This window comes from Paenibacillus zeisoli (genome assembly GCF_003994465.1).
In the GTDB taxonomy this organism is placed as follows: Bacteria; Bacillota; Bacilli; order Paenibacillales; family Paenibacillaceae; genus Fontibacillus; species Fontibacillus zeisoli.
Genome location: NZ_RZNX01000002.1, coordinates 396,144 through 422,207, shown reverse-complemented (window position 1 = coordinate 422,207; position 26,064 = coordinate 396,144). Strand labels below are relative to the sequence as shown.

The 26,064-nt window shown below is 49.8% G+C and carries 26 protein-coding genes; 11 read left to right on the top strand and 15 right to left on the bottom strand.

Annotated features, from left to right (window positions below):
- Nucleotides 1-13 precede the first annotated feature (13 nt).
- From EJP77_RS08015 to EJP77_RS08000, 4 genes are all read right to left on the bottom strand, one after another.
- Nucleotides 14-547: a hypothetical protein gene (locus EJP77_RS08015; RefSeq protein WP_127198694.1), complete on the bottom strand. Its 534-nt coding sequence runs from the start codon at nucleotides 545-547 to the stop codon at nucleotides 14-16.
- Nucleotides 548-671: 124 nt separating this feature from the next.
- Nucleotides 672-2,069: a phytase gene (locus EJP77_RS08010; protein WP_127198693.1), complete on the bottom strand. Its 1,398-nt coding sequence runs from the start codon at nucleotides 2,067-2,069 to the stop codon at nucleotides 672-674.
- Between the two features lie 112 nt (nucleotides 2,070-2,181).
- Complete coding sequence (locus EJP77_RS08005; RefSeq protein ID WP_127198692.1) at nucleotides 2,182-2,721, bottom strand: NAD(P)H-dependent oxidoreductase; 540 nt, start codon at nucleotides 2,719-2,721, stop codon at nucleotides 2,182-2,184.
- A 101-nt stretch (nucleotides 2,722-2,822) separates the two neighbouring features.
- Complete coding sequence (locus tag EJP77_RS08000; RefSeq protein ID WP_127198691.1) at nucleotides 2,823-3,245, bottom strand: MarR family winged helix-turn-helix transcriptional regulator; 423 nt, start codon at nucleotides 3,243-3,245, stop codon at nucleotides 2,823-2,825.
- Nucleotides 3,246-3,396: 151 nt separating this feature from the next.
- Here EJP77_RS08000 and EJP77_RS07995 point away from each other — a divergent pair, with 151 nt between their 5' ends.
- The gene (locus EJP77_RS07995) at nucleotides 3,397-4,062 is read left to right on the top strand and encodes a histidine phosphatase family protein (RefSeq protein ID WP_127198690.1); all 666 of its coding nucleotides are present in this window, start codon (nucleotides 3,397-3,399) and stop codon (nucleotides 4,060-4,062) included.
- A gap of 143 nt (nucleotides 4,063-4,205) precedes the next feature.
- Here EJP77_RS07995 and EJP77_RS07990 read toward each other — a convergent pair whose 3' ends face one another.
- A complete protein-coding gene (locus EJP77_RS07990; protein ID WP_127198689.1) occupies nucleotides 4,206-5,069 on the bottom strand; it encodes a DUF4405 domain-containing protein in 864 nt (287 codons plus the stop codon).
- 178 nt (nucleotides 5,070-5,247) lie between these two features.
- On the opposite strand from EJP77_RS07990, the gene EJP77_RS07985 reads away from it, so the two are divergent.
- Both EJP77_RS07985 and EJP77_RS07980 read left to right on the top strand, forming a co-directional pair.
- Nucleotides 5,248-7,179 carry a BglG family transcription antiterminator gene (locus tag EJP77_RS07985; RefSeq protein WP_127198688.1) on the top strand — a complete coding sequence of 644 codons (1,932 nt, stop codon included), beginning with the start codon at nucleotides 5,248-5,250 and terminating at the stop codon, nucleotides 7,177-7,179.
- A 166-nt stretch (nucleotides 7,180-7,345) separates the two neighbouring features.
- Entirely contained in the window at nucleotides 7,346-9,361 is a 2,016-nt protein-coding gene (locus tag EJP77_RS07980; RefSeq protein WP_127198687.1) for a PTS fructose transporter subunit IIABC, read from the top strand.
- A gap of 151 nt (nucleotides 9,362-9,512) precedes the next feature.
- On the opposite strand, the gene EJP77_RS07975 is transcribed toward EJP77_RS07980, so the two are convergent.
- Complete coding sequence (locus tag EJP77_RS07975) at nucleotides 9,513-10,430, bottom strand: aldo/keto reductase (protein WP_127198686.1); 918 nt, start codon at nucleotides 10,428-10,430, stop codon at nucleotides 9,513-9,515.
- Between the two features lie 256 nt (nucleotides 10,431-10,686).
- Here EJP77_RS07975 and EJP77_RS07970 point away from each other — a divergent pair, with 256 nt between their 5' ends.
- The 4 genes from EJP77_RS07970 (at nucleotide 10,687) to EJP77_RS07955 (ending at nucleotide 13,306) form a co-directional block, all read left to right on the top strand.
- Complete coding sequence (locus EJP77_RS07970) at nucleotides 10,687-11,748, top strand: LLM class flavin-dependent oxidoreductase (RefSeq protein ID WP_127198685.1); 1,062 nt, start codon at nucleotides 10,687-10,689, stop codon at nucleotides 11,746-11,748.
- A 220-nt stretch (nucleotides 11,749-11,968) separates the two neighbouring features.
- Nucleotides 11,969-12,310 carry a zinc ribbon domain-containing protein YjdM gene (locus tag EJP77_RS07965; protein WP_127198684.1) on the top strand — a complete coding sequence of 114 codons (342 nt, stop codon included), beginning with the start codon at nucleotides 11,969-11,971 and terminating at the stop codon, nucleotides 12,308-12,310.
- Nucleotides 12,311-12,327: 17 nt separating this feature from the next.
- Nucleotides 12,328-12,684: a nucleotide excision repair endonuclease gene (locus EJP77_RS07960; RefSeq protein WP_127198683.1), complete on the top strand. Its 357-nt coding sequence runs from the start codon at nucleotides 12,328-12,330 to the stop codon at nucleotides 12,682-12,684.
- A gap of 163 nt (nucleotides 12,685-12,847) precedes the next feature.
- On the top strand, nucleotides 12,848-13,306 hold the full coding sequence (locus EJP77_RS07955; RefSeq protein ID WP_127198682.1) for an EVE domain-containing protein: 459 nt from the start codon (nucleotides 12,848-12,850) through the stop codon (nucleotides 13,304-13,306).
- A 202-nt stretch (nucleotides 13,307-13,508) separates the two neighbouring features.
- Here EJP77_RS07955 and EJP77_RS07950 read toward each other — a convergent pair whose 3' ends face one another.
- From EJP77_RS07950 to EJP77_RS07940, 3 genes are all read right to left on the bottom strand, one after another.
- Nucleotides 13,509-15,170: an MDR family MFS transporter gene (locus EJP77_RS07950; protein WP_127198681.1), complete on the bottom strand. Its 1,662-nt coding sequence runs from the start codon at nucleotides 15,168-15,170 to the stop codon at nucleotides 13,509-13,511.
- Nucleotides 15,171-15,196: 26 nt separating this feature from the next.
- Nucleotides 15,197-15,622, bottom strand: a complete 426-nt coding sequence (locus tag EJP77_RS07945) for a MarR family winged helix-turn-helix transcriptional regulator (protein ID WP_127198680.1) — start codon at nucleotides 15,620-15,622, stop codon at nucleotides 15,197-15,199.
- 244 nt (nucleotides 15,623-15,866) lie between these two features.
- Nucleotides 15,867-17,051, bottom strand: coding sequence for an MFS transporter (locus EJP77_RS07940; protein WP_127198679.1), 1,185 nt, complete (start codon nucleotides 17,049-17,051; stop codon nucleotides 15,867-15,869).
- Nucleotides 17,052-17,192: 141 nt separating this feature from the next.
- Between EJP77_RS07940 and EJP77_RS07935 the strand changes: the two genes are divergently transcribed.
- A complete protein-coding gene (locus EJP77_RS07935) occupies nucleotides 17,193-17,822 on the top strand; it encodes a TetR/AcrR family transcriptional regulator (protein WP_127198678.1) in 630 nt (209 codons plus the stop codon).
- Between the two features lie 101 nt (nucleotides 17,823-17,923).
- On the opposite strand, the gene EJP77_RS07930 is transcribed toward EJP77_RS07935, so the two are convergent.
- Nucleotides 17,924-18,655, bottom strand: coding sequence for an SDR family NAD(P)-dependent oxidoreductase (locus EJP77_RS07930; protein ID WP_425464231.1), 732 nt, complete (start codon nucleotides 18,653-18,655; stop codon nucleotides 17,924-17,926).
- 166 nt (nucleotides 18,656-18,821) lie between these two features.
- On the opposite strand from EJP77_RS07930, the gene EJP77_RS07925 reads away from it, so the two are divergent.
- Together EJP77_RS07925 and EJP77_RS07920 are read left to right on the top strand one after the other, a co-directional pair.
- Entirely contained in the window at nucleotides 18,822-19,715 is an 894-nt protein-coding gene (locus EJP77_RS07925) for a LysR family transcriptional regulator (protein ID WP_127198676.1), read from the top strand.
- A gap of 118 nt (nucleotides 19,716-19,833) precedes the next feature.
- The gene (locus EJP77_RS07920; RefSeq protein ID WP_127198675.1) at nucleotides 19,834-20,112 is read left to right on the top strand and encodes a hypothetical protein; all 279 of its coding nucleotides are present in this window, start codon (nucleotides 19,834-19,836) and stop codon (nucleotides 20,110-20,112) included.
- A gap of 94 nt (nucleotides 20,113-20,206) precedes the next feature.
- Here EJP77_RS07920 and EJP77_RS07915 read toward each other — a convergent pair whose 3' ends face one another.
- The 5 genes from EJP77_RS07915 to EJP77_RS07895 form a co-directional block, all read right to left on the bottom strand.
- On the bottom strand, nucleotides 20,207-21,217 hold the full coding sequence (locus tag EJP77_RS07915) for an N-acetylglucosamine kinase (RefSeq protein ID WP_127198908.1): 1,011 nt from the start codon (nucleotides 21,215-21,217) through the stop codon (nucleotides 20,207-20,209).
- A 281-nt stretch (nucleotides 21,218-21,498) separates the two neighbouring features.
- On the bottom strand, nucleotides 21,499-22,713 hold the full coding sequence (locus tag EJP77_RS07910) for an NAD(P)/FAD-dependent oxidoreductase (RefSeq protein WP_127198674.1): 1,215 nt from the start codon (nucleotides 22,711-22,713) through the stop codon (nucleotides 21,499-21,501).
- Between the two features lie 120 nt (nucleotides 22,714-22,833).
- The gene (locus EJP77_RS07905; RefSeq protein ID WP_127198673.1) at nucleotides 22,834-23,547 is read right to left on the bottom strand and encodes an SDR family oxidoreductase; all 714 of its coding nucleotides are present in this window, start codon (nucleotides 23,545-23,547) and stop codon (nucleotides 22,834-22,836) included.
- A 205-nt stretch (nucleotides 23,548-23,752) separates the two neighbouring features.
- Nucleotides 23,753-24,097, bottom strand: a complete 345-nt coding sequence (locus tag EJP77_RS07900) for a winged helix-turn-helix transcriptional regulator (RefSeq protein ID WP_127198672.1) — start codon at nucleotides 24,095-24,097, stop codon at nucleotides 23,753-23,755.
- A gap of 62 nt (nucleotides 24,098-24,159) precedes the next feature.
- Nucleotides 24,160-25,056, bottom strand: coding sequence for a phosphotransferase (locus tag EJP77_RS07895; RefSeq protein WP_127198671.1), 897 nt, complete (start codon nucleotides 25,054-25,056; stop codon nucleotides 24,160-24,162).
- Between the two features lie 242 nt (nucleotides 25,057-25,298).
- Between EJP77_RS07895 and EJP77_RS07890 the strand changes: the two genes are divergently transcribed.
- Complete coding sequence (locus EJP77_RS07890) at nucleotides 25,299-25,979, top strand: hypothetical protein (RefSeq protein ID WP_127198670.1); 681 nt, start codon at nucleotides 25,299-25,301, stop codon at nucleotides 25,977-25,979.
- The last annotated feature ends 85 nt before the right edge of the window (nucleotides 25,980-26,064 follow it).

Genomic DNA, 26,064 nt, shown 5'->3' with positions numbered 1-26,064 from the left:
ACGTGAAACTTTTTTAGTCTTTTTGTCGAATCGTTGGGTGAAACAAGCGGTTAATGGATACGGCTTCTTCATTGGTTCTGGCGGGTGCCGAGATAATGGGGATGGATGATGGACCCGCTGCTCCTGCCTTGCGGATACCCCATATATTTAATTTGTCAAAATCGCCTGAAATCCAAATTGTACCCAGCATTTGCAGATCAGGTTTGCCGTTCAGGATCTGGGTGTATGACAGGGTACCTATCCCATTCAAAATCTTCTTATTGAATTCAATGTCAATGAGGTCATAACTCTTCGTGAATGGATAGGAATCAATAATGATCTGGCCGCTAAAGCGGGAGTCTCGCCAGAAAGGTCTGCTCAAGGTTCCTTTAATCCGGATGTTTGTGCTGGTGGAGGATGACTGATCCCCGCTCCGATATTCTACAGCCGGATAGTGGATATCGACTTCCTTAGGGAAGTCATACAGAATTAAGAACCCAAGCATGGCAATAAGAAATGGGATCGGCACCAGCAGCCAACCCTTCAACTTTTGGCTTAAGCCAAGCATGGAACTTCCCCCTTAGGTCATCTGTCTTCAATAAAAAATACTCCAACCGCCGATTATCTAAATATAATTCGGGCAGTTGGAGTATATGTCCTTCTTTAGCCTGGCTGAGGCCAGCCGGCCTTAGTTATTTCGTATTACGGTTCACCAGCTGTCTAGGATTCGCACCGTTTCCGGAGTCCAGCTTGCTGGCAGGGCCGTTCGCAATTTGGTCCCAGCTCACCATTTTAAAGTTCTGGTTCAGCTTCTTGCCGTCCTGCATATTGGCGTCATCCTGGGATACGAAGACCCCGTTCGGGTACTTGTCCCCGAGGTTCACACCGAGCACATCGATGCCATCAGTCTCGCTGGTTCCATCAATCTGATCGCCATCTCCAATGGTGAAATTGCTGATGTAGGCGTTGTCTCCTGCGCGGTTATAAATGGCATAGCTGTTGCTGCCTTGGCTGGAAGCGAGCAAATAACCGGAGCCGTCTTTGCCATAGTACAAGGTAAGCCCTTCGATATCATCCTGCAGGCGGCGTCCGTCCGCAATGTCGACCTTAGATATAGGCTGATTTCCGCCGTCCGGTTCTGCAGCATACTTCCAGATCGCCACGTCTTCCTCGGATATGTAGATATTGCCGTACTCATCGTCGGCCACCATCCCTTCGGACTGGGAACCGAGCTTGAACTCGCGCACCAGCTTGCCGGCGATTTTGCCGCTGCCGTTATCGGTCAGCTCGTACTGCTCGAACTCACCCTTCTTCCCGAGTACCAGAGCGTAGAACTTCCCGGTCTTCAGACTGTGGTACAAGCTGAAACCATAGACTTCACTCATTTTGGACTTGATTGGCTCAGCCACGGCGTTCTTAAGCTCGCCAGTTGCGCCGGTGATGGTAAATACATCAATAGTGTTCGTCGTCCGGTTGGTTGCTGCCACGATATCTACCTTCTGGCCGCCCAGCGGGAAGTCATAACGAAGGTCGATGTTGTTCATCTTGCCGACCGGGTAGGATTGCAGCTGCTTGCCATTCATGTCATAGACGAGGATACCCCCGGCCTTGTTCGTAGCAACTAGCTTGCTTCCGGCAGGATTCTGCGGATCCAGCCAGATCGCCGGGTCGTCAGCCGCATCCTCGCCGGACTTGGAATCCACGGCTTCGGTCTCTCCTTGAGCCTTCACAGTGAAGGTAGGGATCGCGTCCTTGGGATCCCGGTACTTGCTGTTCTCCGCAAGGATGCTCTGAAGAAGGGAAGCCGGAATCACCGTCTTGCCGTTAACCAGCTTGATCGGCTGGGCCAGCTGAACTTCTTGTCCAGCCAGGCGATAATTCGACTTATCAATGGTAACGAGACCGGTGATGCCATTGGACAGCTTGAATGAAGCCGCCATGTCCTTGCTATCCCAATGGATACTGGCCCCGATATTCTCAAGTGACTGGCGCAGACCGACGTAGTCGGTGCTGTTTGATGCAGCGCTCGCGGCAGGTACCAGCATCCCTGCGAGTAGAGTGGAAGCGAGCAGAACTTTGACTTTCGACATGTGGACATAATCCCCTTTATACTTTTTTACCAAGTATAGAAGAGAAGTGTTTTGGTAATGTATGTGCAATGTTAAAAATATAGACTTAAGCGTCTACTATTCATGTCTATCTTTACTGGTCTGCCCGCAAACTTGGATTCGTTACATAAGCCGCAAGGGCTTCAGCGCTATGCTGAACCTTCTCTTCCGTGAGTGTCATCACTCCTTGTAGGAGGAAGGAAGGCAGGAAATGCATGCCGCAAAGGTTCGCGGTTGCCTGGAATGGACGAGTTAATTCGCTCATGGAATAATGATTGTAACCACCAGCCTGGTAAGCTTCAGCCGCCCCTCCAGATGAAATGGCAAGCATGAACTCTTTTCCCTGAAGCTTCGTCCCGGTTGAACCATAGGCAAAACCATAGGTTAACACAGCATCCTGCCACTGCTTCAACAGTGCAGGTGAGCTGTACCAATAGAAGGGGAATTGCAGAACAATGCGATCATGCTCTAATAATAGCTGCTGTTCCTGTTCTACATCGATCTCAAAGTTCGGGTAAATCGAATATAGATTGTGGACTGTAACATTTTCTTCCTGCTCAAGCCGGTTCATCCACGCCTTGTTAACTTTTGACTGCTCCAAATTCGGGTGTGCAACGAGAACTAAAGTTTTCATATTATCATGCCTCCGTTATTTATTGTTTGTACAAGCAAATGAAAAAGGGGAAGAGAAGCCTGTCCTAATACATTTAGTATTCATCCAAGGCTTTCTATTTATTATTTTTCTAGCTTATTGCCCGCTTCATGGATTAGTTTGTTGAGGGCCTTACCTTCTTCTTCGCCCAAAATATCTGAATAAGCATGCAACAGGACCTTCCAGCCATCTTTAATTTCTTTAAGAATCGCTGAACCTTGCTCAGTCGGGTAATTTAATGACCTTTTCCCTTCCGATTTTCGCTCAATCAGTCCTTTTACGACCAGCTTATCGACAAGACGTGTAATCGTAGAAGGCTTAAGGTGGAGGTTCTCTGCCAGCTCTGACTGTGATATTCCCGGCTTCTCAATGACCAGCATCATCAGAAAGGCATGAGTAGGAGATAATCCCGTCTTCCTAAACGACTCTTCAGCCATCTTGGTTATCGCACGAGATAGCTTGTTAACAGTGAAGTATAGGCAATTTTCAAAAAAGTAATCTATCAAAATAAAAACCCCTTAATTTTTGCTTGTACATACAAATTAGCTCAAATCATTTTATTTGTCAAACTAGAACTATGAAATGCGTATGTTTAATTGGACCTCCAAATGCACACGATACCTACAAAAGTCGCTGTCCGCGGAAGGAGATAAATGAATGAGAAAGCTGCTAGGTATTTGCATGTTAATGCTGCTGCTTATAATTCCAGCAACCATCGGCGCTGAAGAGAGTAAGGCAGAGGGGAATCGGATCAACCCTGCGCTGCTAAGTTCCCTTCGTGAGGGCGGATATATTCTATACGTCAGACACGGGGAAGCTGGAGTGGGCGAAGATCAGCCCAATCTCGATTTTGGAAAATGTATAACCCAGAGAAATCTCACGGAAGAAGGCAGAAGACAGGCCAAGCTGTACGGGGAAGTGCTGAGAAGCTTGAAGATCCCCGTTCAGACTCCAATTCAAGCAAGTCCATTCTGCCGAACAAGAGAATCTGCGGAACTAGCATTCGGGAAAGGAAATGTTCAGGTCGATCCCTTCTGGGTGAAAATTTACAGTTTAAGTGGACAGGTAACCCCGGCTGAGCAGGCCAGTACGCTTGCCGCCCTCTCTACAGGGCTTGAGCAGGCCCAGCCTGCAGGGACCAACAAGGTCATCGTTGCCCACGGCTTCCCCAAGGGGGTTGGCCTTGGGGATATCCCGAATCTCGGTACAGTCGTCATAAGACCAAGAGGAGCGGGCAAGGGATACGAGGTGGTCGATCGGATTACTTTAAATGAGCTACTGAGTCTGCATGAGTCTACCTTGACGTTAGAGATGGCACGCTGAGCTTAAGCATGATTGCAAGTTAAGGAACTCCACAAGACTTGCCCGTTACGCTTAGGACGAGGGTGATCAGAAACCCCCATCTATAGTCTGCCCCGAAGATAATACAAACCCCCTGTGCTAACAGGGGGCTTCTTCTGTATATATTAGGAATCCAGTTCTGCTGGTGAAGATAAGGCTGTGGTTCTACGTTTTTTCCGGCTGCCTAGTTTGGTTAGATAATAAGTAATAATGACGAACACTCCCATGATGCCGAAGTAAGTCAGAATGACTCCGAGCGCATTTGGACTGCCGCCGCCAAAGCCACCTTCCCGGTGATCTCCCTCCATGCGATTCGGGCGCGTTCCGAAGTTCGGATTCTCGCCGCCCATATCACCTCCGCGTAAGTCGCCTCCGCGCTGCTTGAAGCCGGCGGGTGGGGTTCCTGACCCCGTCATATTAAATACGGTCCCTATACCCTGGACTCTGGAGATAAATTGGGTCGAATACATCTGATAGCCGCCAAATAACAGAATAAGGGCTGCCAGCACTTTGGCAATGATGCCGAGCGGTGCTTTTGAGGATTTGACTCGTACCATCTTTTTCGCGACATTGACGACCCACTTCCAGTGCAGTCCAACGTGAACTCCGATTAAGATCAGCCCCAAGAAGGAAACAGAGATATGGGAGATCTTGAACCACGGTGTGTTTCCAATATGAAAGCCCGGGAATACGATCTCGGATATCAGTATCCCGCTTACCACAATAAAGGTCATCGAAATTAAGAGTAATAGGTTCAGCAGATAACTAAACCGGGTCATTCCGGGTAATTTGCGGTCAAACAGCTTGGCGGTTACTTTGATAACCCAGTTCAGATTCAGCAGAATGTGCGTAATAAAAGCCACCGAAATGGCTAATCCCGCTATCTCATGAAAGGCCAGTCCCCCCAGCACTCTCTTATTGAACAGCAATACAAATGTCAGAGCCATGAGAAGATCCAGTATAAACTTTACATAAGTTACTTTTTTCATTAATCTGCCCCCACCTAATCAGTTCTATGGTCTGATCATATCGGAGCAACCTGAATTTTCACTGAAGATGTGTCCTTAAATGATAGATTCGTGCAGCGGCATGGGCTATGATACAGGTTAGATATTACTGCCCTGATAAGGGCCAACTCTCCATAAGAGTGGATAACAGGTGAATCGGATGAACAATAGGCAAAAAGAAATTCTACGCATGCTGCTAACGGAAGAGAACCGACTCTGGTTAGTTCAGGATCTTGCTGATCAGGTAGGATGCTCGGAGAAGACCATCCGGAGCGATCTGAAGGTGATTGAAGCCTATGTAGACAAGAACTCGGGCGCCAGTCTGGTGAGAAAACCGGGTCTGGGTATCTATCTGGAGATTGACGAAGCCGATCAGGCTGAGCTGTTCCACAGGCTGTATGCGGGAGAGGACAGACCCCGGCGGGAGTCTGACGAGGAAAGAGTCCTGCAGTTGGCTTACCGGCTTCTGATGGATACGAGGCCTATTCCTCTTCAGGGGCTGGCGGCGGAGTATTTTGTGCACAAAACGGTCATTCGCAAGGATATGGACACCATTGAGGCTTGGCTGCAGCGATTTGATCTGACCTTAATCTCTAGGCATAGAGTGGGCCTTGTGGTGGAAGGTTCCGAGAAGAACAAACGGGCGGCTCTCGCCCGTCTGGATCAGTTGATTGACAGCCCGGAGCTAACGGGCCAGATGCTGAGGAAGCAGTTTGAGCCGCATGAGGTATCCGCCGTCTATCATGAATTAAGAGTCCTGCAGAAGCGGCATTCCCTTCCGTTCACGGATGAAGCCTTTGAGAGCCTGATTCTGCATATCCTGCTGATGATCAAACGGACCAAGCTCAAACAGCCGATCGCTCTCCCCGAACAGGAAATTGAATTATTACAGGAAAAAGTGGAGTTTGCCTGGGCGGAGGAATTTCTGCAGGGCCTGAGACCGGTATTTGCTGTGGCTTTTCCCCGGGAGGAAGCCGCTTACCTAGCCTTACATCTGCTTGGCGGAAAGTATCACTATCGTGAGGAGAATCCGGATTCACACCTCTCCGGTCTGGTGGATCAGCTGACCCACAGGCTGTCCGAGCTGAGCGGAGTTCAATTCTCCGAAGATGAGGTGCTGATGAATGGCTTGAAGGTCCACTTATACGCGACCTTGAACCGTCTTCGTTATGGTCTGCCGGTATCGAACCCCATGCTGGCCGAGATCAAGAAAATGTATCCTTATATGTTCGACAGGGTCATTCTGGCGCTGGGAGAGCTTGCTGAAATACTTCACGTCTCCATCCCCGAGGAGGAGGTCGCTTACTTGACCCTGCACTTTCAGGCCTCGATTGAACGGCTGCATCAAGAGAGAACCCCTCCGAGGAGGGTGATCATTGTATGCCACATGGGTATTGGCATGTCCCAGCTGCTTAGATCGAAGATCGAACGGAAATTTCCATCTGTGCAGGTTATGGCGTCTATGGCCAGATCCGAAGTCCCCGAGTATTTGGCGGATCATGAGGTGGATCTGGTTATTGCTACGGTGGCGCTTCCTGAACTGAAGATTCCGCACATTCTGGTCTCTCCCCTCCTTGAGGCGAAGGACGAGCGGAGACTTGAAGAGGAGATTAGACAGCTAGATGATCAAGGCACAAGGCAAGATTCCTCCTTCTTGAAATATACAACGCCATTTCTGGTCCTTCTCCAGCAGGAGGACGCGCAGCCGGAACAGATCATCGCCAAGCTGTCCGAAGTGCTTACGGATAAGGGGTATGTGAGATCAGGATATTCGCTCAGCGCGTTGGCTAGGGAGAAGATGTCGGCTACAACTATCGGAGGCGGCATTGCTATTCCTCACGGCAGTCCTCAGTTGATCCGGCATTCAGCCATTGCGATCGCCACCTTAAAACAACCGCTTGCCTGGGGAAGCGAGAAGGTGCAGCTTGTATTCATGCTCGCCGTGCAGAATGAGGAGCGGGAAGAAGTCCGGCAGCTGTTCAGCGAATTGTCCCTGCTCAGTGAGCGTCCGGCTTATGTGAGCGCTTTGTCCAAAGAGACTGACGTGATGAAATTCCTAAGCAGGCTGAAGGGTGAATCAGGTTCAGCGTAGTTATAGATGAAGCAGCAGGCGGGACCTTGGGGTCCTGCTTTTTTTGTGGCAAGCATTTGAAGCGCAATATTTCCGGAAGTTCCGGTAATAAATTAGCCAGATAGCAGCACGTCAGGTGTTTATACTTAAAATGTAAGCGGAAACATTAAGGCAAAGGAGAATGACCATGAAGATATTAGCGATTACCTCATGTCCTAACGGAATTGCACATACGTATATGGCAGCCGAGAACCTTCAGCGGGCGGCAGCCAAGCTTGGCATTGAGATGAAGGTCGAGACTCAGGGCTCGATCGGTGTTGAGAATGAGCTGACGGAGCAGGATATCCGTGAAGCGGACGGGATCATTATTGCAGCAGATAAGACGGTGGTGAAGGACCGGTTCGTCGGCAAAAAACTGCTTGAGGTTGGCGTACAGGAAGGGATCCGCCATCCAGAAGAACTGATCCAGCGGGTGATCAGCGGGGATGTTCCCGTCTACCGGGCCCAGCTTAGATCGGCTGAGGATATCAAGCAGGAGAAGAAATCGAAGCAGAACCCAGTGTACCGCCATTTGATGAACGGGGTATCTTATATGGTGCCCTTTATCGTGATCGGGGGTCTCCTGATCGCCATCGCACTGACCCTCGGCGGACAGAAGACGCCGGGCGGCCTGGTCATCCCGGAAGGCTCCTTCTGGAAGACGATTCAGGATGTCGGGGGGGCGGCTTTTACCTTCATGGTGCCTATATTGGCAGGCTTCATCGCGATGAGTATTGCGGACAGACCCGGTCTTGCTCCAGGTATGGTCGGAGGCTTCATCGCGGCCAATGGCAGCTTCTATGGAAGTGAAGCGGGAGCCGGATTTATCGGCGGAATTATCGCCGGTTTCCTGGCGGGGTATGTGGCGCTTGGAATCAAGAAATTGAAGGTTCCGAGAGCGCTGCAGCCGATTATGCCTATTATTGTTATTCCTATATTGGCTTCATTGATTGTAGGGTTGATCTTTGTATTCGTGATTGGATCTCCAATTGCGCAGCTGTTCGAAGCTTTGACCGGGTGGCTGGCAGGTATGCAAGGTACCAGCTCCATTCTGCTGGCTCTGATCCTGGGCGCCATGATCTCCTTTGATATGGGCGGTCCGGTGAACAAGGTGGCATTCCTGTTCGGTTCGGCCATGATCGGAGAGGGCAACTACGAAATTATGGGTCCGATCGCTGCAGCGATTTGTATTCCCCCGATTGGGATGGGGCTTGCGGCCATGATCAACAAACGTAAATTTGAGCGGTCTGAACGGGAGGCCGGTAAAGCTTCGTTCACCATGGGGCTTTTCGGGATTACAGAGGGCGCAATTCCATTTGCAGCACAGGACCCGCTTCGGGTTATTCCAAGTATCATGGTGGGATCGATGACCGGATCGGTGATCGCGATGCTCGGACATGTGGGTGACCGAGTCGCCCATGGCGGACCGATTGTGGCCGTGCTGGGCGCAGTGGACCATGTGCTCATGTTCTTCATCGCCGTGATTGTAGGTGCGGCCGTGACGGTGGGGATGATCAGTCTGCTGAAGAAGGATATTGGCGCTCCGGCAGTGGCTGGGGAAGCTGCGCTTGGATCTCCTGCAAGCTCTGCCGCAAAGGGCGTGGAGACAGAACCTGTAACGGCATCCTTATCAGCTGTCGTGCCGACACCTGTATCGACAGGCTCAGCCCAAGAACGAACCGGGGACGAGGCGCCAGCCGTTCATATTGAGAAATTGACGGATATTTTGACTATGGATTTAATTGATCTGGATCTTGCGGGAGACTCCCGGGATGCTGTGATTGATGAAATGATTGAAACATTGGAGAGAAACGGAGCCGTGCGCTCTGCTGGTGACTTCAAAAAGGCCATCTTGGCCCGCGAAGAAGAAAGCTCGACAGGCATCGGCCTGAATATCGCCATTCCTCACGGCAAGTCGGATGCTGTACTGAAGCCAAGCGTGGTGTTTGGCATCAAGCAGAATGGAGTGGACTGGAAAAGTCTGGACGGAAGCGAAGCCAAGCTGATCTTCATGATCGCCGTGCCGCGCAGCAGCAAGGAGAACGCACACCTCAAGGTGCTGCAAATGCTGTCCCGCAAGCTGATGGACGATTCATTCCGGGAAGCGCTGCTTGCTGTGAAGACGAAGGAAGAGGCGTACCGTCTGCTGGATCAGGTACATTGATCTCCAGCTGGATCTTAGCTAGAGATATATAGAGAGAGGCTCCCCCGCGGATTCGGGGGAGCCTCTCTTTGGATTTGGCGGCGGAACTCACGGTAATCAGGTATTGTTCAAGATTGCCCGTGTCTTGTATGTTGTACTATTCGGCAGCTGCTTAAGGAAGCACATTGCCCGCGGCGCGATAGATGCCGTACCATTCCTCACGGGTCAGCTGGACCTCGCTAGCCTTGCAGCAGTCCTGCAAGCGTTCAATATTCATCGTACCGATCACCGGCTGCATGCGGGCCGGGTGGCGTAGCAGCCACGCGACGGCAATGGTCGTATTGCTGACTCCGTATTTACCGGCGATCTCATCAATCTTCTGATTGAGCTCTGGGAACTTGTCACTGCCAAGGAATACACCCTCAAAGAATCCGTATTGGAAAGGAGACCAAGGCTGAATGGTGATGTCGTTCAGTCTGCAGAAGTCCAGGATGCTGCCATCCCGGTTTACTGCAGCCTCGTTCTCCATATTTACATTGAACCCGCTGGTGATCATCGTAGCGTTGGTGATACTAAGCTGCAGCTGGTTGGCTACAAGCGGCTGCTTCACGAACTTCTGAAGAAGCTGAATTTGCATTGGATTCTGGTTCGATACCCCAAAGTGGCGAACTTTGCCGGAGGACTCCAGCCGATCGAAAGCTTCGGCAACTTCTTCCGGTTCTACTAGAGTATCGGGACGGTGCAGAAGCAGGACATCCAGGTAATCTGTTCTCAGACGCTTTAAGATTCCATCCACGGAATCCAGAATGTGCTCCTTGGAGAAGTCGAACATCCCTTGACGTATGCCGCATTTGGATTGGAGAATGATCTTCTCCCGGATATCCGCATTCATATGGATCGCATCTGCGAAGATCTCCTCACATGCGCCGCTACCGTATATATCAGCATGATCGAAGAAGTTAGCTCCTTCATCCAATGCCGTCTGCACAAAGCGTTCAGCCTCCGGCTTCTCCAGCGAATTAATACGCATGCAGCCGACCGCAATGACAGGCACCTCCAAGGCGCTGCTTCCAAGCTTGATCGTTCTCATGATAGACTTCCTCCTCGGGTTTAGGGTAATAATTACAATAGTAAGCCTTCAATATGTAACAGCATTAGCAAGCAGAACTCAGCCGTAACGCCTACACTGTAAACGTTATCATAAATATCGCGAAATCTCAAAATTCTCTTTTAAAAATTAACACTTTCTCAATAATGTAAGTCGCTATATAATATAATGTAACTATAAAACATATAATTCGTTGTTTATGATTCCATATAAACACCAGAATGCAGGAGGGATTTAAGTGGAGATAGGAATTAGCACATTTGTAGAAACAACCCCGGACGTTCACACCGGTGAGGTAATCAGTCACGCCCAGCGGCTTCGCGAAGTAGTCGAGGAGATTGCTCTTGCTGATCGGGTAGGCTTGGATGTATTTGGGGTAGGCGAACACCATCGCGAAGATTATGCGGCATCTTCTCCTGCTGTCGTGCTTGCAGCGGCAGCCTCGCAGACCTCAAGAATTCGGCTGACCAGTGCGGTTACCGTTCTGTCCTCTGCGGACCCGGTCCGGGTATTCCAAGACTTCGCTACACTTGACGCGATCTCGAACGGACGTGCGGAGATTATGGCAGGCCGGGGTTCTTTTATCGAATCCTTCCCTTTATTTGGTTATGACCTGGATGATTATGAATCCTTGTTCGAGGAGAAGCTTGCGCTCCTGCTCAAAATCCGTGAATCCGAGAAAGTAAGCTGGAGCGGTGGACATCGGCCAGCTATCGACAACCTCGGTGTATATCCACGTCCAGTTCAGAACCCTCTGCCTGTATGGATTGGCAGCGGAGGGAACCAGGAGTCCGTTGTGCGCGCTGGTCTGCTCGGTCTGCCACTGGTGCTTGCGATCATCGGGGGCAGCCCTTTGCAGTTCGCCCCGCTCGTGCAGCTGTATAAGAAAGCTGCGGCTCATGCCGGGCATGATGTCTCAAAGCTCCCGGTTGCTTCGCACTCGCACGGCTTCATAGCGCGCAGCACCGAGGCTGCCGCTGACAAGTTCTTCCCCTCCACGCAGGCGGCCATGAGCAAGCTTGGTCGGGAGCGGGGCTGGGGAGCTTATACCCGTGCGACCTTTGATGCGGCACGCAGATTTGAGGGAGCCTTGTATGTGGGCGATCCGGAGACGGTCGCCGAGAAGATTATTCATCTTCGCAAGCATGTGGGCATCACCCGCTTCCTGCTGCATGTGCCGGTCGGCACGATGCCGCATGAGGAGGTCATGAGCGCGATCGAGCTGCTGGGTACCGAGGTGGCGCCGCGAGTGCGCGAGGAGATCACCAAGTGGGAAGCGCAGCACGAGGCGGGCAAGTAAGCTCAGGTGGAAGCTCTGCACGAGATGGAGCGAATAATCCCGGGCGGGAAGCCTAGCAGGATGCGGGATTGGCCCGCAGCCTGGCTCATTACCCAGGCGACATAGATCGCTTGTCAACGGAAGAAGACTGTGACACTATTAAAGGCATATAAGGAACTTATTCCTTATGTGCCTTTTTTGTATGACTAGGCAATTTATAAGAAACGGGGAACACGAAATCATGTCTACTGTACCAAATTGTCCAAAATGTAATTCGGAATATACATACGAAGATGGAAGCCTTCTTGTATGCCCGGAGTGTGCTTATGAATGGGCTCCAGGATCACCAACTGAACCTAGTGAAGACCAGAAGATCATCAAAGATGCCAATGGAAATATTTTAAGCGACGGCGACTCGGTAACTGTAATTAAGGACCTCAAAGTAAAGGGGAGTTCGTCTGTCCTGAAGATCGGGACTAAAGTGAAGAATATACGTCTGGTTGATGGAGACCATGATATAGATTGCAAAATTGATGGTTTCGGCGCGATGAAGCTTAAATCTGAATTTGTTAAGAAAATATAGAAAGCGGGCTGACCTAAATGATTAATATCACTATTCCCACACCGGATGTGACGATCCATAAGCAGGAGAATCCTCAGCTGAGTCATATTTACGGGTTCACAGATTTTCACCTGATCTCCCGGGAGGTGGGCGGAATATTTATGTTCTACAACGACCGGGATGAGCTGCTGTTCGTGGGTAAAGCCAGAAAGCTGAGACCCCGAATCAAGAAGCACTTCGAGGATACAGTGTCTCCAATCCGGCAGCATCGGGATGAAGTGACCCGGATTGAGGTTTGTATTGTAGAAGACCCGGTTCATCGGGAAATTTATGAGACATATATTATTAACGAGCTTAGGGCGAAATATAATGTGGACAACGTGTTCTTTAAGTGATTTTGTAGTAGTAAGTATATATTTAGGTTGATTAGTGAGTAGAAGACACAGCGACTATAACTTGGATAACTAAAGGTACGAAATTTATTAAGAGCTACTGACAGGATGTTGTCAGTAGCTCTTTTATATAATCGGATCAGTTAAGAATAAGGAGGAGTTAGACATGCAAAATGAATTGCAGCAGCTGGAGCTGCAGCTGCCGGATCAGTGTCGCTATTGGATCGGCGTCGTATCCGCCTCCCATGTGGCCCGGGGGGTGGAGGGTGGTTTCGCCCAGCTCTGCCACGGCAAGTCAGCACCGCTCAAGCGGATGCGGCCTGGTGACTGGCTGATCTATTACTCACCCCGTACGGATATGGCGAATGGACAGCCGCTTCAAGCCTTTACGGCGATCGGACAAGTCGTGGATGAACGGGTGTACGAGTATCGCATGTCAGAGACCTTTGTGCCCTTCAGACGAGATATCCGCTATTCCCCATGCAAAGAAGTGAAGATTAGCACTCTGCTTCAAGAGCTTAGCTTCACCAGGGGAGTAACTAATTGGGGCTACCGCTTCCGCTTTGGTCATCTGGAGATCGACCGGGAGGACTTCCTGACGATCGCGGAGGCTATGCTGCAGTAAGTTTCCTGGAGTCAGTCATGCCCCATAGGTGACACAAGAGAACAATCAGCCGGAACAGGCTCATGGCGATGTTTGACATCGGGCTCCTTCCAAGATTATATAAGTACTCAAAAAGGCCATGCCGCGGTGATCCGGGGCATGGCCTTTTTGGAAATTGAAACCCGAACGCGGAGCATGAAGTAAAGAGGCGCCGTCTTTAAGCCTACTCAGTGACCAGCTTTGATGAAGTACCGCCTTCATGAGCGCTGCCCTCACGGGTACTGCCGTCGCTGCTGCTTGCCTGCGAAGCCGATTCTTCTGCAGCCTGGTTCGTGGTGCGGAGCGGAAGCTCCTTCAGGAAGAACACAAGAACAAAGGCAACTACGAGCACGAGCGTTCCTGCAAGGAACACGGTGGACAATGTGGTGCCGAGCGCATCGCGAATGTTATCAATCATCTGCGCGAACAAAGGCTGTGCTTCTGCTGGAAGTTTGGCCTGGGTCGCCTCAAGCAGCGGCTTGTTCATAAGCGTCTGCGGGTTTGCGAAGGCGAGCATTTCCTTGGCGAGCTTGGGATCCATTTTGCTGAAATCCGGCGCATCCGGTGACTGAAGAGCGTTCTTCAGATTGGTGGTCAGGTTGTTGGACATTACCGTACCCATGACAGCAATCCCAATTGTGCCTCCAAGGTTACGGAAGAGCTGATTGGATGCCGTAACGACGCCCAGCTCCTTATGGGATACGGCATTCTGCGTAGCCAGGGAGAAGACCGGCATCGCAAGCCCAAGGCCCATCCCGAACACAGCCATACTCAGAATGGCGGTTCCCACACTGTTCATCACGATCATAATGGCCATGCCTGCGATCATAATAGGTACTCCGATCAGAGCATACCGCTTGTATTTGCCTTTCTTGGCAATCAACTGCCCTGCTATAGCACTGGTAACTACCATGACGATGGACATAGGCATGGTGACATAGCCGGCAAGAGTAGGGGTGATTCCGAGTACACCTTGAACAAAGAATGAAATATAGATCATGGCACCCATCAAGCCGAAGTTCATAATGAAGCCGATGATATTTGAAATGGTGACCACACTATTTTTGAACAAATGAAGGGGAAGAATCGGGTTCTTCACTTTAGATTGTACAAGAACAAAGATCATCGCGGACACCACAGTTGCGCCAAGAAGGCTCAGAATCTGCGGGGAAGCCCACTCATATTCCGTACCTGCCCATGAGAACGCGAGCAGAAGGGGAACGATCGTTGTAGTGATGAAGAGAGAACCCAGATAGTCGATTCCCTCTGACGCTCTGCGTTCAACTTTGGGAAAGAGCATAAGAATCATGATAAAGGCTACAATCCCAAGCGGCAGGAAGATCCAGAACAGCCAGTGCCAATCCATGTGATCAACCAGATAACCGCCAAGCGTGGGTCCAAGCACACTGGAGAAGCCGAAGATCGCGGTCATAAAGCCCATCCATTTGCCGCGCTCACGCGGAGCGAACAAGTCCCCAACCGCCGTGAATGCCGTAGATTGAATAATCCCCGCGCCAATCCCCTGAATCCCGCGGTAAATAATAAATTGATACACATCAGAGGAGGTGCCTGTCAAGAAAGCACCAATCATAAACAACAGAATCCCTATTAATATAAAAGGCTTGCGGCCAAATATATCGGACAGCTTGCCGACGAGAACCGTGGCAATGGTAGACGTAAGTAAGTAGATGTTAATGGTCCACGTATAGTAATCCATACCATCCAGAATAGAGATAATCCGCGGCATCGCTGTGCTGGTAATCGTCTGATTAATCGCGGCGAAGAACATGGCGGCCATAATGCCGAACATGATCGTGGCTTTTCGTTTATGTGATAAATGTTCCATCGTCGTATATTTCACTCCATAATATTTTATTTATCTATAGCTTTCAGCATGGTTCCAAAAATCCGCCTCAGATGCTCCATATCCTCTTCAGGCAGCAGATTGAAGAACGAGTGCAGCGCTTCACTATGACCTGCGTGTGCTTCCTTAATAATGGCTTCTCCTTTCTCCGTAATTGAAATGTTAACCACCCGCCGGTCCTGTTCGGCTCGCTCGCGCTTAATATAATCTTCTTCGAGGAGCTTATCTGTAATGCCCGTGATCGCCGCAGGCGTAAGGCAGAGTGCGTGGGCAAGCTGGGATACCTTTCTTGGGCCCTCTTTGCTCAGAACATAGAGCACCCGGAACTGAGGCAGACTTAGAACACGGTTCTCTTTGTTCCATTCCTGTGATATTCCCTTTAGCAAAGTTCTGAACATGGTAGCTACTTCGAACAATAGTTCACTTTCAGCCAATAGAACTCCCTCCAGAGCTGGAATAGGTTCACTTTATTAGTTAAGTAGAAAGTATTTTAGTACTAAACTATGAACGCATTTAACAAATTACCACTTAATGAAATTGAAGTCAAGTTTATTTCTTAGAAAGAGCATGGGCTGGATGTCGGACCGATGTATATAAAAATAGAGCTATAAAGCTAAAGGCAATGCCACGAGGATCGTGACACTGCCTTTAGTCATATCAGGATAGGCATTCTGAATCTCATGCCTGGATTTGGTTAGAGCTGCTGCCCTTGCTCTTCAGGAACAGCCTGGTGACCACAATCATGATCCCCATCAGGCATGCGGTACAGCCAAACAGCAGGAAGAATCCGCCCTCCTGATACAGGAGACTCCCGAATAGCGGGGCTGCAGCCATCCCAAGATAGCGTACAAAATTATATACACCCAGTGCAGTAGCCCGCTCAGATGCAAATTCCTGGGTCAGCAGGGTGGGAGGAACAGACATGGTCAGACCCGCCGTGAAACCGACGGTTGCCAGAGAGACCAGCAGCCCAATCAAGAAAGCCTCGGCGACGAGTATGAATAGGAGAAGACTGAACAAAGCGAGAGTACAGGTAAAGATCAGGCTCTTGACGGTTCCCATGCGCACTTGAATTCTTCCGCTGATCTTACTCCCGATGAAGCTGAAGGACATCAGCATTAGAAAAACTGCACCAATCTGGCCAGCATCCAGGTGGTAATGCTCAGTCAGAACATCAGGAAGGAACACAATGAAGTTGTAGAACATGTAGTACAGGATGAATCCTACCAGGATGACCGCAGCGCCAGTGTTATTTTTAACGATTTGAGCAAAGAATCGAACTTGGAAGCCTTGTCGCCGGACCCCAGCAGGCCGGGTTTCGGGTAGAAAGACTGCTGCTATGAGCAGCATGGCCACGGCCATAATAGACAGGAACATAAAGGCACCCGGATACCCTGCATAGCTGCCGATAATTCCCCCAATTAATGGACCGACAGCTGGTGCGATACCTAAAATCATCTGATAGGTGGACATGCCTTTCGCACGTTCCTTGCCTTCGAACAGGTCACCAATCATGGTTGCAGCTACAAGGGGTACAGCGGCCGCGCCGATTCCCTGCAGAACACGGAAGAACAGCAGCATATATACGGTACCTGAGAACGTGCAGCCTAGGGAAGCGGCAGCGTACAGAATCATGCCGGGCAGCAGTACAGCCTTGCGCCCTTTATGATCAATTACGGGACCCAAGATAATCTGCATCACGGCAAGGGCAATAGTAAATAACGAGACCGTCAGATTCACGAGATAGAACGAGGTATGCAGATCGTGCTGGAGCTGAGGGAGAAGGGGGACATACAAATTCTGGGCGAGCGACACGATGGCGGCACACAGGCCTAGTACATACAAAATGATTCGCAGGTTCATTTGCGGATACACATCCAATCCTTAATGATTTATTGACTGACAGTCAGTCATTTTATGAACAGATCTTAATACATTGACTGACTATCAGTCAATAATTATATTTAGCTGTAGCAGCTATTAACGATTAAGGGAGAATTAATAATGGCACGAATCGCAAAAGACCCACAGGAACGGCGAAATGAAATTTTGGATGCGGCTATGGATCTGTTCAATACCAAGGGCTATGAGCATACTTCGGTTAGCGATATCGTCAAGAGGGTGGGGGTAGCGCAGGGTACCTTTTATTACTACTTCCGGTCTAAGGAAGAGATTGCCGCCGCCGCTCACGAGCGCTCTTTGTCTGCAAGATTGGAATTCGTGAAGGAAATCACCCAGGACAGGAATCTTACTGCCGCTGAGAAGCTGCGGAAGGTTCTGCTGCAAGGCTTCCCGGCCCCAGAGACCGATCAGGTTATTCTGGAATATCTGCATGATGAGAGCAACAGCATTCTGCACCAGAAGTGGATGGTCGCCAAGATAACGGCCTTTACACCTTATTTGACGATGATTGTGGAACAGGGAATTGAAGAGGGGGAATTTCACGTGACTAATCCCAGAGAGGTTACCGAATTCCTGTTGGTAGGGGTATCCTTCTTGTTCGATCGCGGGATATTCGGCTGGTCAGATGAGGAATTAAGCAGGAAATATCAAGCCTTGGGGGGAATTCTGGACAGACTTCTGGGAGGAAAGGACATTATCCCGGCCAATGAATTACTGGGAAACCTGCCATAAAGAAGAAAGGAGCCTTCAGCATGCCAAGCTGAAGGCTCTTCTTGTTATAGCAGCCGAATCACCATGCCAGATGAATCTTCCATAGGTCTCTTGTGACTCGACTATAAAGTCTGACCGCTGTCCACGGTAATGATCTGCCCAGTCATGGCCTCCTGCTCCAACGCCGCGCAGATCAACTGGGCAATATCTTCTGGCTGTGAAATTTGTTTAAGCAGAAGCTGGGGGGCCAGAAGATGCATTTGATCTTCCTTGCCAGCCCACCACCTGGTGGCTACGGCACCGGGAACCACACAGTTCACGCGGATATGGGGAGCCAGCGCACGCGCCAATGACTTCGTCAGGCCATGCACCGCGGCCTTGGATACGGCGTAGGGGAGAGAGGAACCGGACCCTGTCTGCCCTGCGATGCTTCCCAGGTTCACGATGGCTCCCTGCCGGGCTGCCTTCATATAAGGAGCTGCAGCCCGCGCGCAGTTAAACATTCCTTTCACGTTCACATCCATAAGTTCGTTCCAGACTTCATCCGTTGCCAACTCCAGATCATCCAGCGGGATGTGCCGCGTGATGCTCGCGTTATTGACCAGTCCATCCAGCGTCCCGAACTGCTGCGCAATCTGACTGATCATTGTTCTGACCTCGCTGTCTTTGGACACATCGGCCTGTATCGCCATGGCCTGGCCCCCATCTCTGCGAATAAGCTCTACAGTTTCTTCGGCTGCCTCCCTGGAGCGGGAAAAGTTGACGGCCACGATAGCTCCCCGCTTCGCGAGAGTAAGGCTGGTTGCCCGGCCGATTCCAGTGCCTCCGCCTGTAACAAGGACTACTTTATTCATCAAATCCACTGGGCAATCGCTCCTTTTTCTGTTGCCACCTGTGTTAAAGGTATGAATGATGGCTGGTTAATTCCAATTGTAGAGGATGGAGTGGATTCTGTATAATTGAACTATATGAATAAATAGTTCAGTAATTTTGAACTTTAGAACGGAGTGAGCGGCAAGAGTGGACCTGAAGACTTTGAAGACGTTTCAGATCATCGTGAATCAAGGCAGCTTTATCCGGGCTGCCGAAGAGATGAATTATGCGCAGTCTACCGTCACGATGCAGATTCAGAAGCTTGAGGCGGACCTCGGGATTCAGCTTTTTGAACGGGGAAAGAAAATTCGGTTAACCCAGGCCGGGAGGCTCTTCCATGAGCAGAGCCTGCACATTGTGAAGAGCATGGAGCAGCTGCAGGGGGATATGTCGGAGCTCCAGCAAGGGAATGCGGGCCAGATCCGGCTGGGGGTCACAGAGCCGACCGGAAGCTACCGCCTGCCGGTCATTTTGAAGCAATTTCTTGACCAGTACCCGAAGATTCGGGTATCTGTGGAGTTTGCGAATACTCCTGTATTGATTGAGCGTCTTCTTCATGGAGAGATTAGCATGGCACTTTGTACCTCACCGGATCTCTCTTCAGACCTTTACTATGAGCCGTTGTTTCAGGAGGAATTTGTGGTGCTCATGCCAAAGGATCATCCTCTAGCTCACAAGGAGATCCTCTCGCCCGGTGATTTCAGAGGGCATCGGCTGCTGATAACCTCAGCGGTGTGTCCTTACCGCCGCAAGTTGGAAGTTGTGATGAGGGAATCGGGAGGAGTGCCCCTGGATACGATGGAAATAGGGAGTATGACTGCGTTGAAATACTATGTGGAGAGTGGGCTCGGGATAGCGCTTGTCCCTGCTATTATGATGGATCCCTTGCCAGCGGGAATGGTCATTCGGGAGATTGCAGGCAGTCTTATCCATATGACCTTTGGCATGCTCTGCCGTACCTCAGGAAGTTCCCTTAAGGCAGCGGAACTCAAGTTGTATCAATTTCTGGTCCAGCAATTACAGGGTAAGCATAGCATATAAGATCTCACATAAAATCGCGCATTAGATGGCACATTAGATTGCGCATAAGATCGACTCTGCCTAACCATGCTAAAGGGGAACCGAACTGAAGCCATCTCAGAAGGGAGAGGTCTTATTTATGAGTCGTTATGATTCCAGTCTTCAAGCAAACAGCACGGTAGCTGAAGCTCTGAACTCAGTTAACAAGCTGCATTATGCTGTATCGTCAGCCCTCAGCCACCCGACTGACCAGATGATTGAACAGGCCGAGAACAGCCTTGAGCACACCGAGAAGGCGGTGCAGCAGGCTGATATGGCCGTTGGACGGTCAGGGGTAGAATTGGCCGAGGAGCTGCTGGCTGAAGAGAAGCATCGACTGGCTTCCCTGAGCAACCGGGCGCGGCACTCAGAGGATTGAGTCTAAGCAGCCGAGTACGATACTCGGAGCAGTGAGTCTAAGCAACCGAGCACGATACTCAGAGCAGTGAGCCAGTAATGCAGCCTGCGGGGCCTTAGAGCTTCGCAGGCTGTTCTTTGCTGCCCGCTGCATAGGGGCTCCTCTTCAGGTACGTAATGATCTCAGGCGAGATGGGCACCTGAAGCTTATGAAGAGCAAGGAGTATAGCTCCAGCCACAGGAGAGAATGCCGGCTCATGAACCTGATACTTCCGGTTAACCCCATTCTGGAGCTGCCCGGTCAGAGTCCGGCGGACATAGGAGGAGTTGGCTACGCTTCCAATTAGGGCAACATCAACTGATGCACCTGCAAAAGAGCTTGCCAGGATCTCGGTGCCCACCTTGATCTGACTTACGGCACGATCGCAGACGCGCATGGCTGTAGAGCTTCCTAGAGCAGCGGCCTCCGTAATCATGGGCGTGAACCTGCCGAAGACACGGTCACGGACCTGACGGTCAGCTTCAAATCCCGTCTTCGCCAGCTGGTAGAACTCAGACAGGGTCTCTACATCCCAGTGTGCTTTCAGGGCTGCGATTAGGTCGTTGTCTGAAGAGTCCGTATTCCCGGCAAGAATTTCATACACGGCATCGTAAGCAAGAAACCTTGCACCGCTGGCTGCATAATGGTGAAACTGGTCATTTCGGAGCTGCTGCCCGTCCTCCGTAATAGCTAATATATTTGAACCTGTACCTGCAATCACAACAATTCCCGGCTGCATGAGTAAGGCGCCTTGGTGTGCAATCACAGCATCGTTCACATGCCACTTGGGGCAGATTAACCCGGGTACCTCGGTCAAGGGCAGAATCCAATCCAGGTCCGTTTCCAAGTCATATCCGGCAATTCCCGCAGCAACTCCGAGTACCTGATCCGGAGATTTGCCTGCCTGCTCCAGTGCCTCTTCTATAGCATTTCTGACATTGCTCGCGGCGTACGCGTCCCTATATATCGAAGCAGGACCTTTCTCTGTATAGGCTTGGACCTCTCCATGCAGATCACATACCATTACGCGGGTATGCGTTCCCCCTCCGTCGATTCCAATCACTACTTTATCTGTCAATTCTGCCACCTGCCCTATGTAGATCATTCTTATAGTTCAGAATTATACTTGATCTGCGCTCATAAATGCAGGGGATATTCACTCTGTACAAGCCAGGTAATTTAATAGACAGGAAGAGCTCTACCAGCCTCAGCCCTGTCTAGATCAATGAGTCATATAATTCGCTATATAAGTTGAACTTAAGAATTACCAGTAGGCAAGAGTATTTATGAAATCTGGGAACAACAGCGATTGGAAGAACACTTCACACGGCTGCCTTACGTGTAAATCAATAGTTGGCTTATATAGAGTTACTCCGCAGATTTTGAGCCTCGTACAAGCTTCACGATATCCGCATCCGGACTCGGTCGTCCAAGAATCAAATCTCTCAAAATTTGAGCACCTACCATACTATATACTGTTCCGTTGCCGCCATAACCCAGCAAATAATAGATCCGGTCTTTGGAAGGGTGCTTCCCGATAAAAGGCAGACTATCCACGGATTGCCCAAAGACCGCTGCCCATGCGAAGGCGATCTTAAGGTCGAACATGGGAAATAACTGATGAACCTTCCTCTTGATATTCTCGGCCCTCTGATGAATAAGCACGTCACCATGCGGGGTCATCGGTGTATCCTCGTCCAGACCCCCAGCTATAACCCGTCCATCCGGGGTCGTTCTTAAGTAGAGGTAGGGTCTTCTCGTCTCCCAGATCAGTACCCGATCCTTCCAGCAGGAGAGATCGTCAACCGGCTCAGTAGCGATAGCATAAGAGCGCGTGAGGTTCACTCTGGTCCCGGTAAGGCCTGGCGCCGTATCATAACCCGTCGCAAATATCACCTGAGAACACTTAAATGGACCTGCCGAAGTTTGCACGTTCACATGATGAGCGGCCTCTTCAATTCCATGGACATGGACATGCTCAAATACATGCACATGACGCGGGTTAAATTGCTGCAGAATCCCTCTGCTAAGTCTGACAGGGTTGACTTCAGCATCACCGTATGTGATCAGGGCAGCTGGTCTTGAGAAAGGGTAATGAGCCTCCAGGTCGTCCTGAGTCCAGAAATCAACCCTGAAGCCATGAGCAGTAAGTGTGTCATACTCCTTCTTCAGCCGGTCCACATGGGATCGTTCACTAGCAAAGTAGAGGCTGTTTCTGCGGGTGAAGTCAGGCTGTATATCCAGCGTGTCAGCAATCTCGTTCAGTTGAGTCAGAGCCTGCTGGCACATTCTATAGAAACGAACGGCCTTGTCTGGGCCGATCTGACCCATCAATTCATGAAGCATAACATCGCTTGAATACTGGAGCAGCCCCATATTTGCTGAGGTGCTGCCGCCTCCCACATTGCCTCGGTCGATTACTGCTATCCTCAGACCTTCAGCCGCAAGAGAATAGGCACATAGGGCTCCAGATATTCCTCCTCCGACGATGACGACATCATAATGCTCCAGAACTTCGCTGCGGGCGAATGGGGGATCTGGGTTCCTCTCCGTCCACAGCAGGTTGCCATTATATAAATTCACGATTATGCCTCCAATTCTCACATCTACTCTAGAGTCTGCCCTGCTTTGAAATTAGAGAAACATCATCGTAAAGTTATGAACGAAGGCTGTTAGGCACCATGGAGATTAGATTGCCGGGTATCAGGTTAGAATATGGCCCCCCTCCACATGAAGAACCGTTCCCGTAACGAATCCGTTCTGAATAAGGTAGAGTACACCCTGTGCCACATCCTCGGCACGGCCAACCCGGTTCACAGGAAGCTTCCGGGCTAAAGTATCATAGAATTGCAGGCGGGCCTCCTCAGGCATTTTGCTGCGGGAAGGAGTATCAATGATGCCAGGAGACACCACATTGACCCGGATAGGGGCCAACTCCAGCGCAAGGGTCTGGCCGAGGCTTGAGACCGCTGCATTGACGGCGCCAAGCATAGATGAACCCATCATCGCCTTGTAAGCAACTACCCCGGAGAATAAGGTGATAGAACCCTCGGGGGATATTTTGGGGACACCATATTTAACAGCATGGTATTGGCCCCAGAATTTATTGTCGAACAGCTGACGGACCTTGGATGTCTCCGTGTCAAGGAAGGGACCACCCGAGGTCTCAGCAGCACTGACCACCAAATGATCGAACGAGCCAACGGCCTCGAAGAATGCCCGGACATCTTGTTCGTCGGTTGTATCCACCCGGTAAGATGAGGCGTTAGATCCGAGCTGATCCTCAGCTTGCTTTAATTTGTCTTCGGAGCGGCTTGCAATGATTACTTTCGCCCCCTGGGCTATGGCCAGTTCCGCGGTTTCCAGACCTATTCCGGAGCTTCCACCGATAATTACAATCTTCATATTCTTAAGCATAAGCAATCCCTCCAAATTTGAAGTTATGAGAATATGGGGATAGCTTAGCGCCATTAGTTCCATTAGGGAAGTAGTGATTAATAATTCATATAGTTACCTTAAGGATAGTTTAACGCCGGTCAAGGACTTCAAGCTTCAAGGAACAATAAAGACCGACTTCGGCCTAATGGCTAAAGACGGTCTTCTACTCAGTTTGGTATACCAATTATAAGGTTAGGCCAAACCGTTTTAACTCAATAAAAATCCCTTCCAGTCTCTTTCCTTTGTCCGTTAAGGTATACTCCACGCGAGGTGGAACCTCTGGATAGACGGTTCTTGTAATGATGTCCTGATGCTCCAGTTCCCTAAGGCGAAGGGATAGCGTCTTGGGACTGATCCCCTCCATGGACCGCAGCAGTTCGCTGAACCGCATGGTGCCTTCAAGCAGAAGATCCCGGACAATCAGGAACGTCCATTTGGTTCCAATTACATCCAGGGTTTTGGCAATAGGGCAGGGCTCACCCGGTGTTCCTTTGGTTAACAGTATCGGCTTCTGCTCTATATTGTCCATAGATAACGCCTCCTGAAAAGATGAATCGGTTTTAATTTATCATAATTCATCCAATTCGGACACTAGAGCAATGCACGAAGTTCCCGTTGATATTTACGAAGCTGTCCTCTTGAAGGGATAATGGGCCTAGCACTGCGGAATCCTCCGATCCTGATGTTGCGGACCACATGGTAAGGGGCTGTCAGCAAGGCAGCAAGAAGATTCAACTCGGATGCATTCATCGAGCGGTAGCGCTGATAATATTCGATCAGGCGGAGCATTCCCGCCGCGTTCCATAGGGAATTACGGTGCAAAATATGGGCCAGATCCTTAACCCTAACATGCATAGAAGTATTCTCGAAATCAATCAGATGTATGGCATTCTTCTTGTCCCTGACCAGATTGGGGTAATTATAGTCCCCATGTACAAATGAACAGTTTATCTGTTCTTGCTGAATTACCTCCAGGACTTTGGGCTGCTGCAAGAGCTCCACAGCCTCATCACAAAGATCTACAAGATGTCCTGTACTTCGGTATGGAAGCAGCAGACTCTTATATTCTGAGATTTCACCCGGTAGGCTCAAATAGCGGATTCGTGATTCAGGAGCTTCCAGAGCAGGAAAGCCGGTGGCCAGAAGATGGAACTTAGCCAGGGTCGATATCCCTCGTCTTAAGTCCCTAGTCATGGAGAATTTGGGCTGCTGCCCACGAACCCAGTTCGTTAAGGTATAATAAGCACCCTCATGGGTAATATAAGCCCTCATATCTACTGTAGGATAGACCTTCTGGCTTCGGGTGAACTGGTGTTCATCCAAGCAGGACAAGATCCGTGTAATAAAGCGGACCTCCTCTTCGGGAAAGTCATATGATTTCAAGCAATAGGTTGCATGATCGGTCTCTACCTTGTAGACATCCTTGACCTTGGTGGTGCTGCGGATCTTAATCCCGTACTCAGTTTCAACGATCGGCCAAAGGCTCATGTATTCTCACTTCCCTTGATTAAGGTCTATAACTTCTCATTCATCTCCTCTGTAAGTATTAGTCTATTCGGGCTACGGGCGGGTGTGAGCTTAAATTCATCTATTAAAAAATAATATTTTATACGAATTCGACAATATTCGTTCTATCTTAAATTGGGTAGAACTGGTATATTGGTAACGTGACATTTAGTAGAATTCATTTTAAGCAGGTAGTCAAATACCTATTATTTGGGGGAGAAATTATGAAGAAAGCTTTAGCAGTCCTGTTTTCATTAGCCTTGGTATTTTCTTTTGGGACTAGCGCTTTTGCAGATGACAGCAGTAATTCAAATCTTGACGCAATCTACGAGCTGATTAATCAGACGAATGTTCAGATTGAGGAGAAGATTAAGGACGGAGTAGACGCCGCTGACCAGCTGGAGGCGAAGTATCTAGCAGATATCCGCAAATTGGAAGTGGCAGACAAGGTATCTGATCTGGTAAAGAGCCAGCAGGTAAAGGCTACGACGAGCTCATCTGCAGCAGCTGACCGCAGTCAATCTGCAGATTTGAACGCCAAGATTCAGGATGAGACAAGCAAGGTAGATGCTCAGATTCTGGTCATCAAACAGGATATTGATCAGGTTACAACTCAGCTTATTACACCAGATGTCAAAGATGCAGGCATCGCCGCTGTGCGTATTGATCAGCTTGAGGACAAACTGAACCAAAGAACGGGCGACTACGAGGAATTAACCCGTAAGTATACTGAGGATCTGAACAAAATTATTACAGATGTGTATGATACAACCTATGAGTTGGCAACATATGCCATTAACAAGGCTGCTGAGCAGGGACTTATCTTGGAGCGTTATTGGAAGCTGGTTCGCTTCGCTGACAAAGAAGTATGGATCGACCCAGTTTGGGTTGTCGGAATAAATTAAGATTAACTCTTCCTACCATCCTCAAAATAGTATAATCTAGAGAAAAAACGAGTTCTTTTAACGAGCTCGTTTTTTCTCATATAAG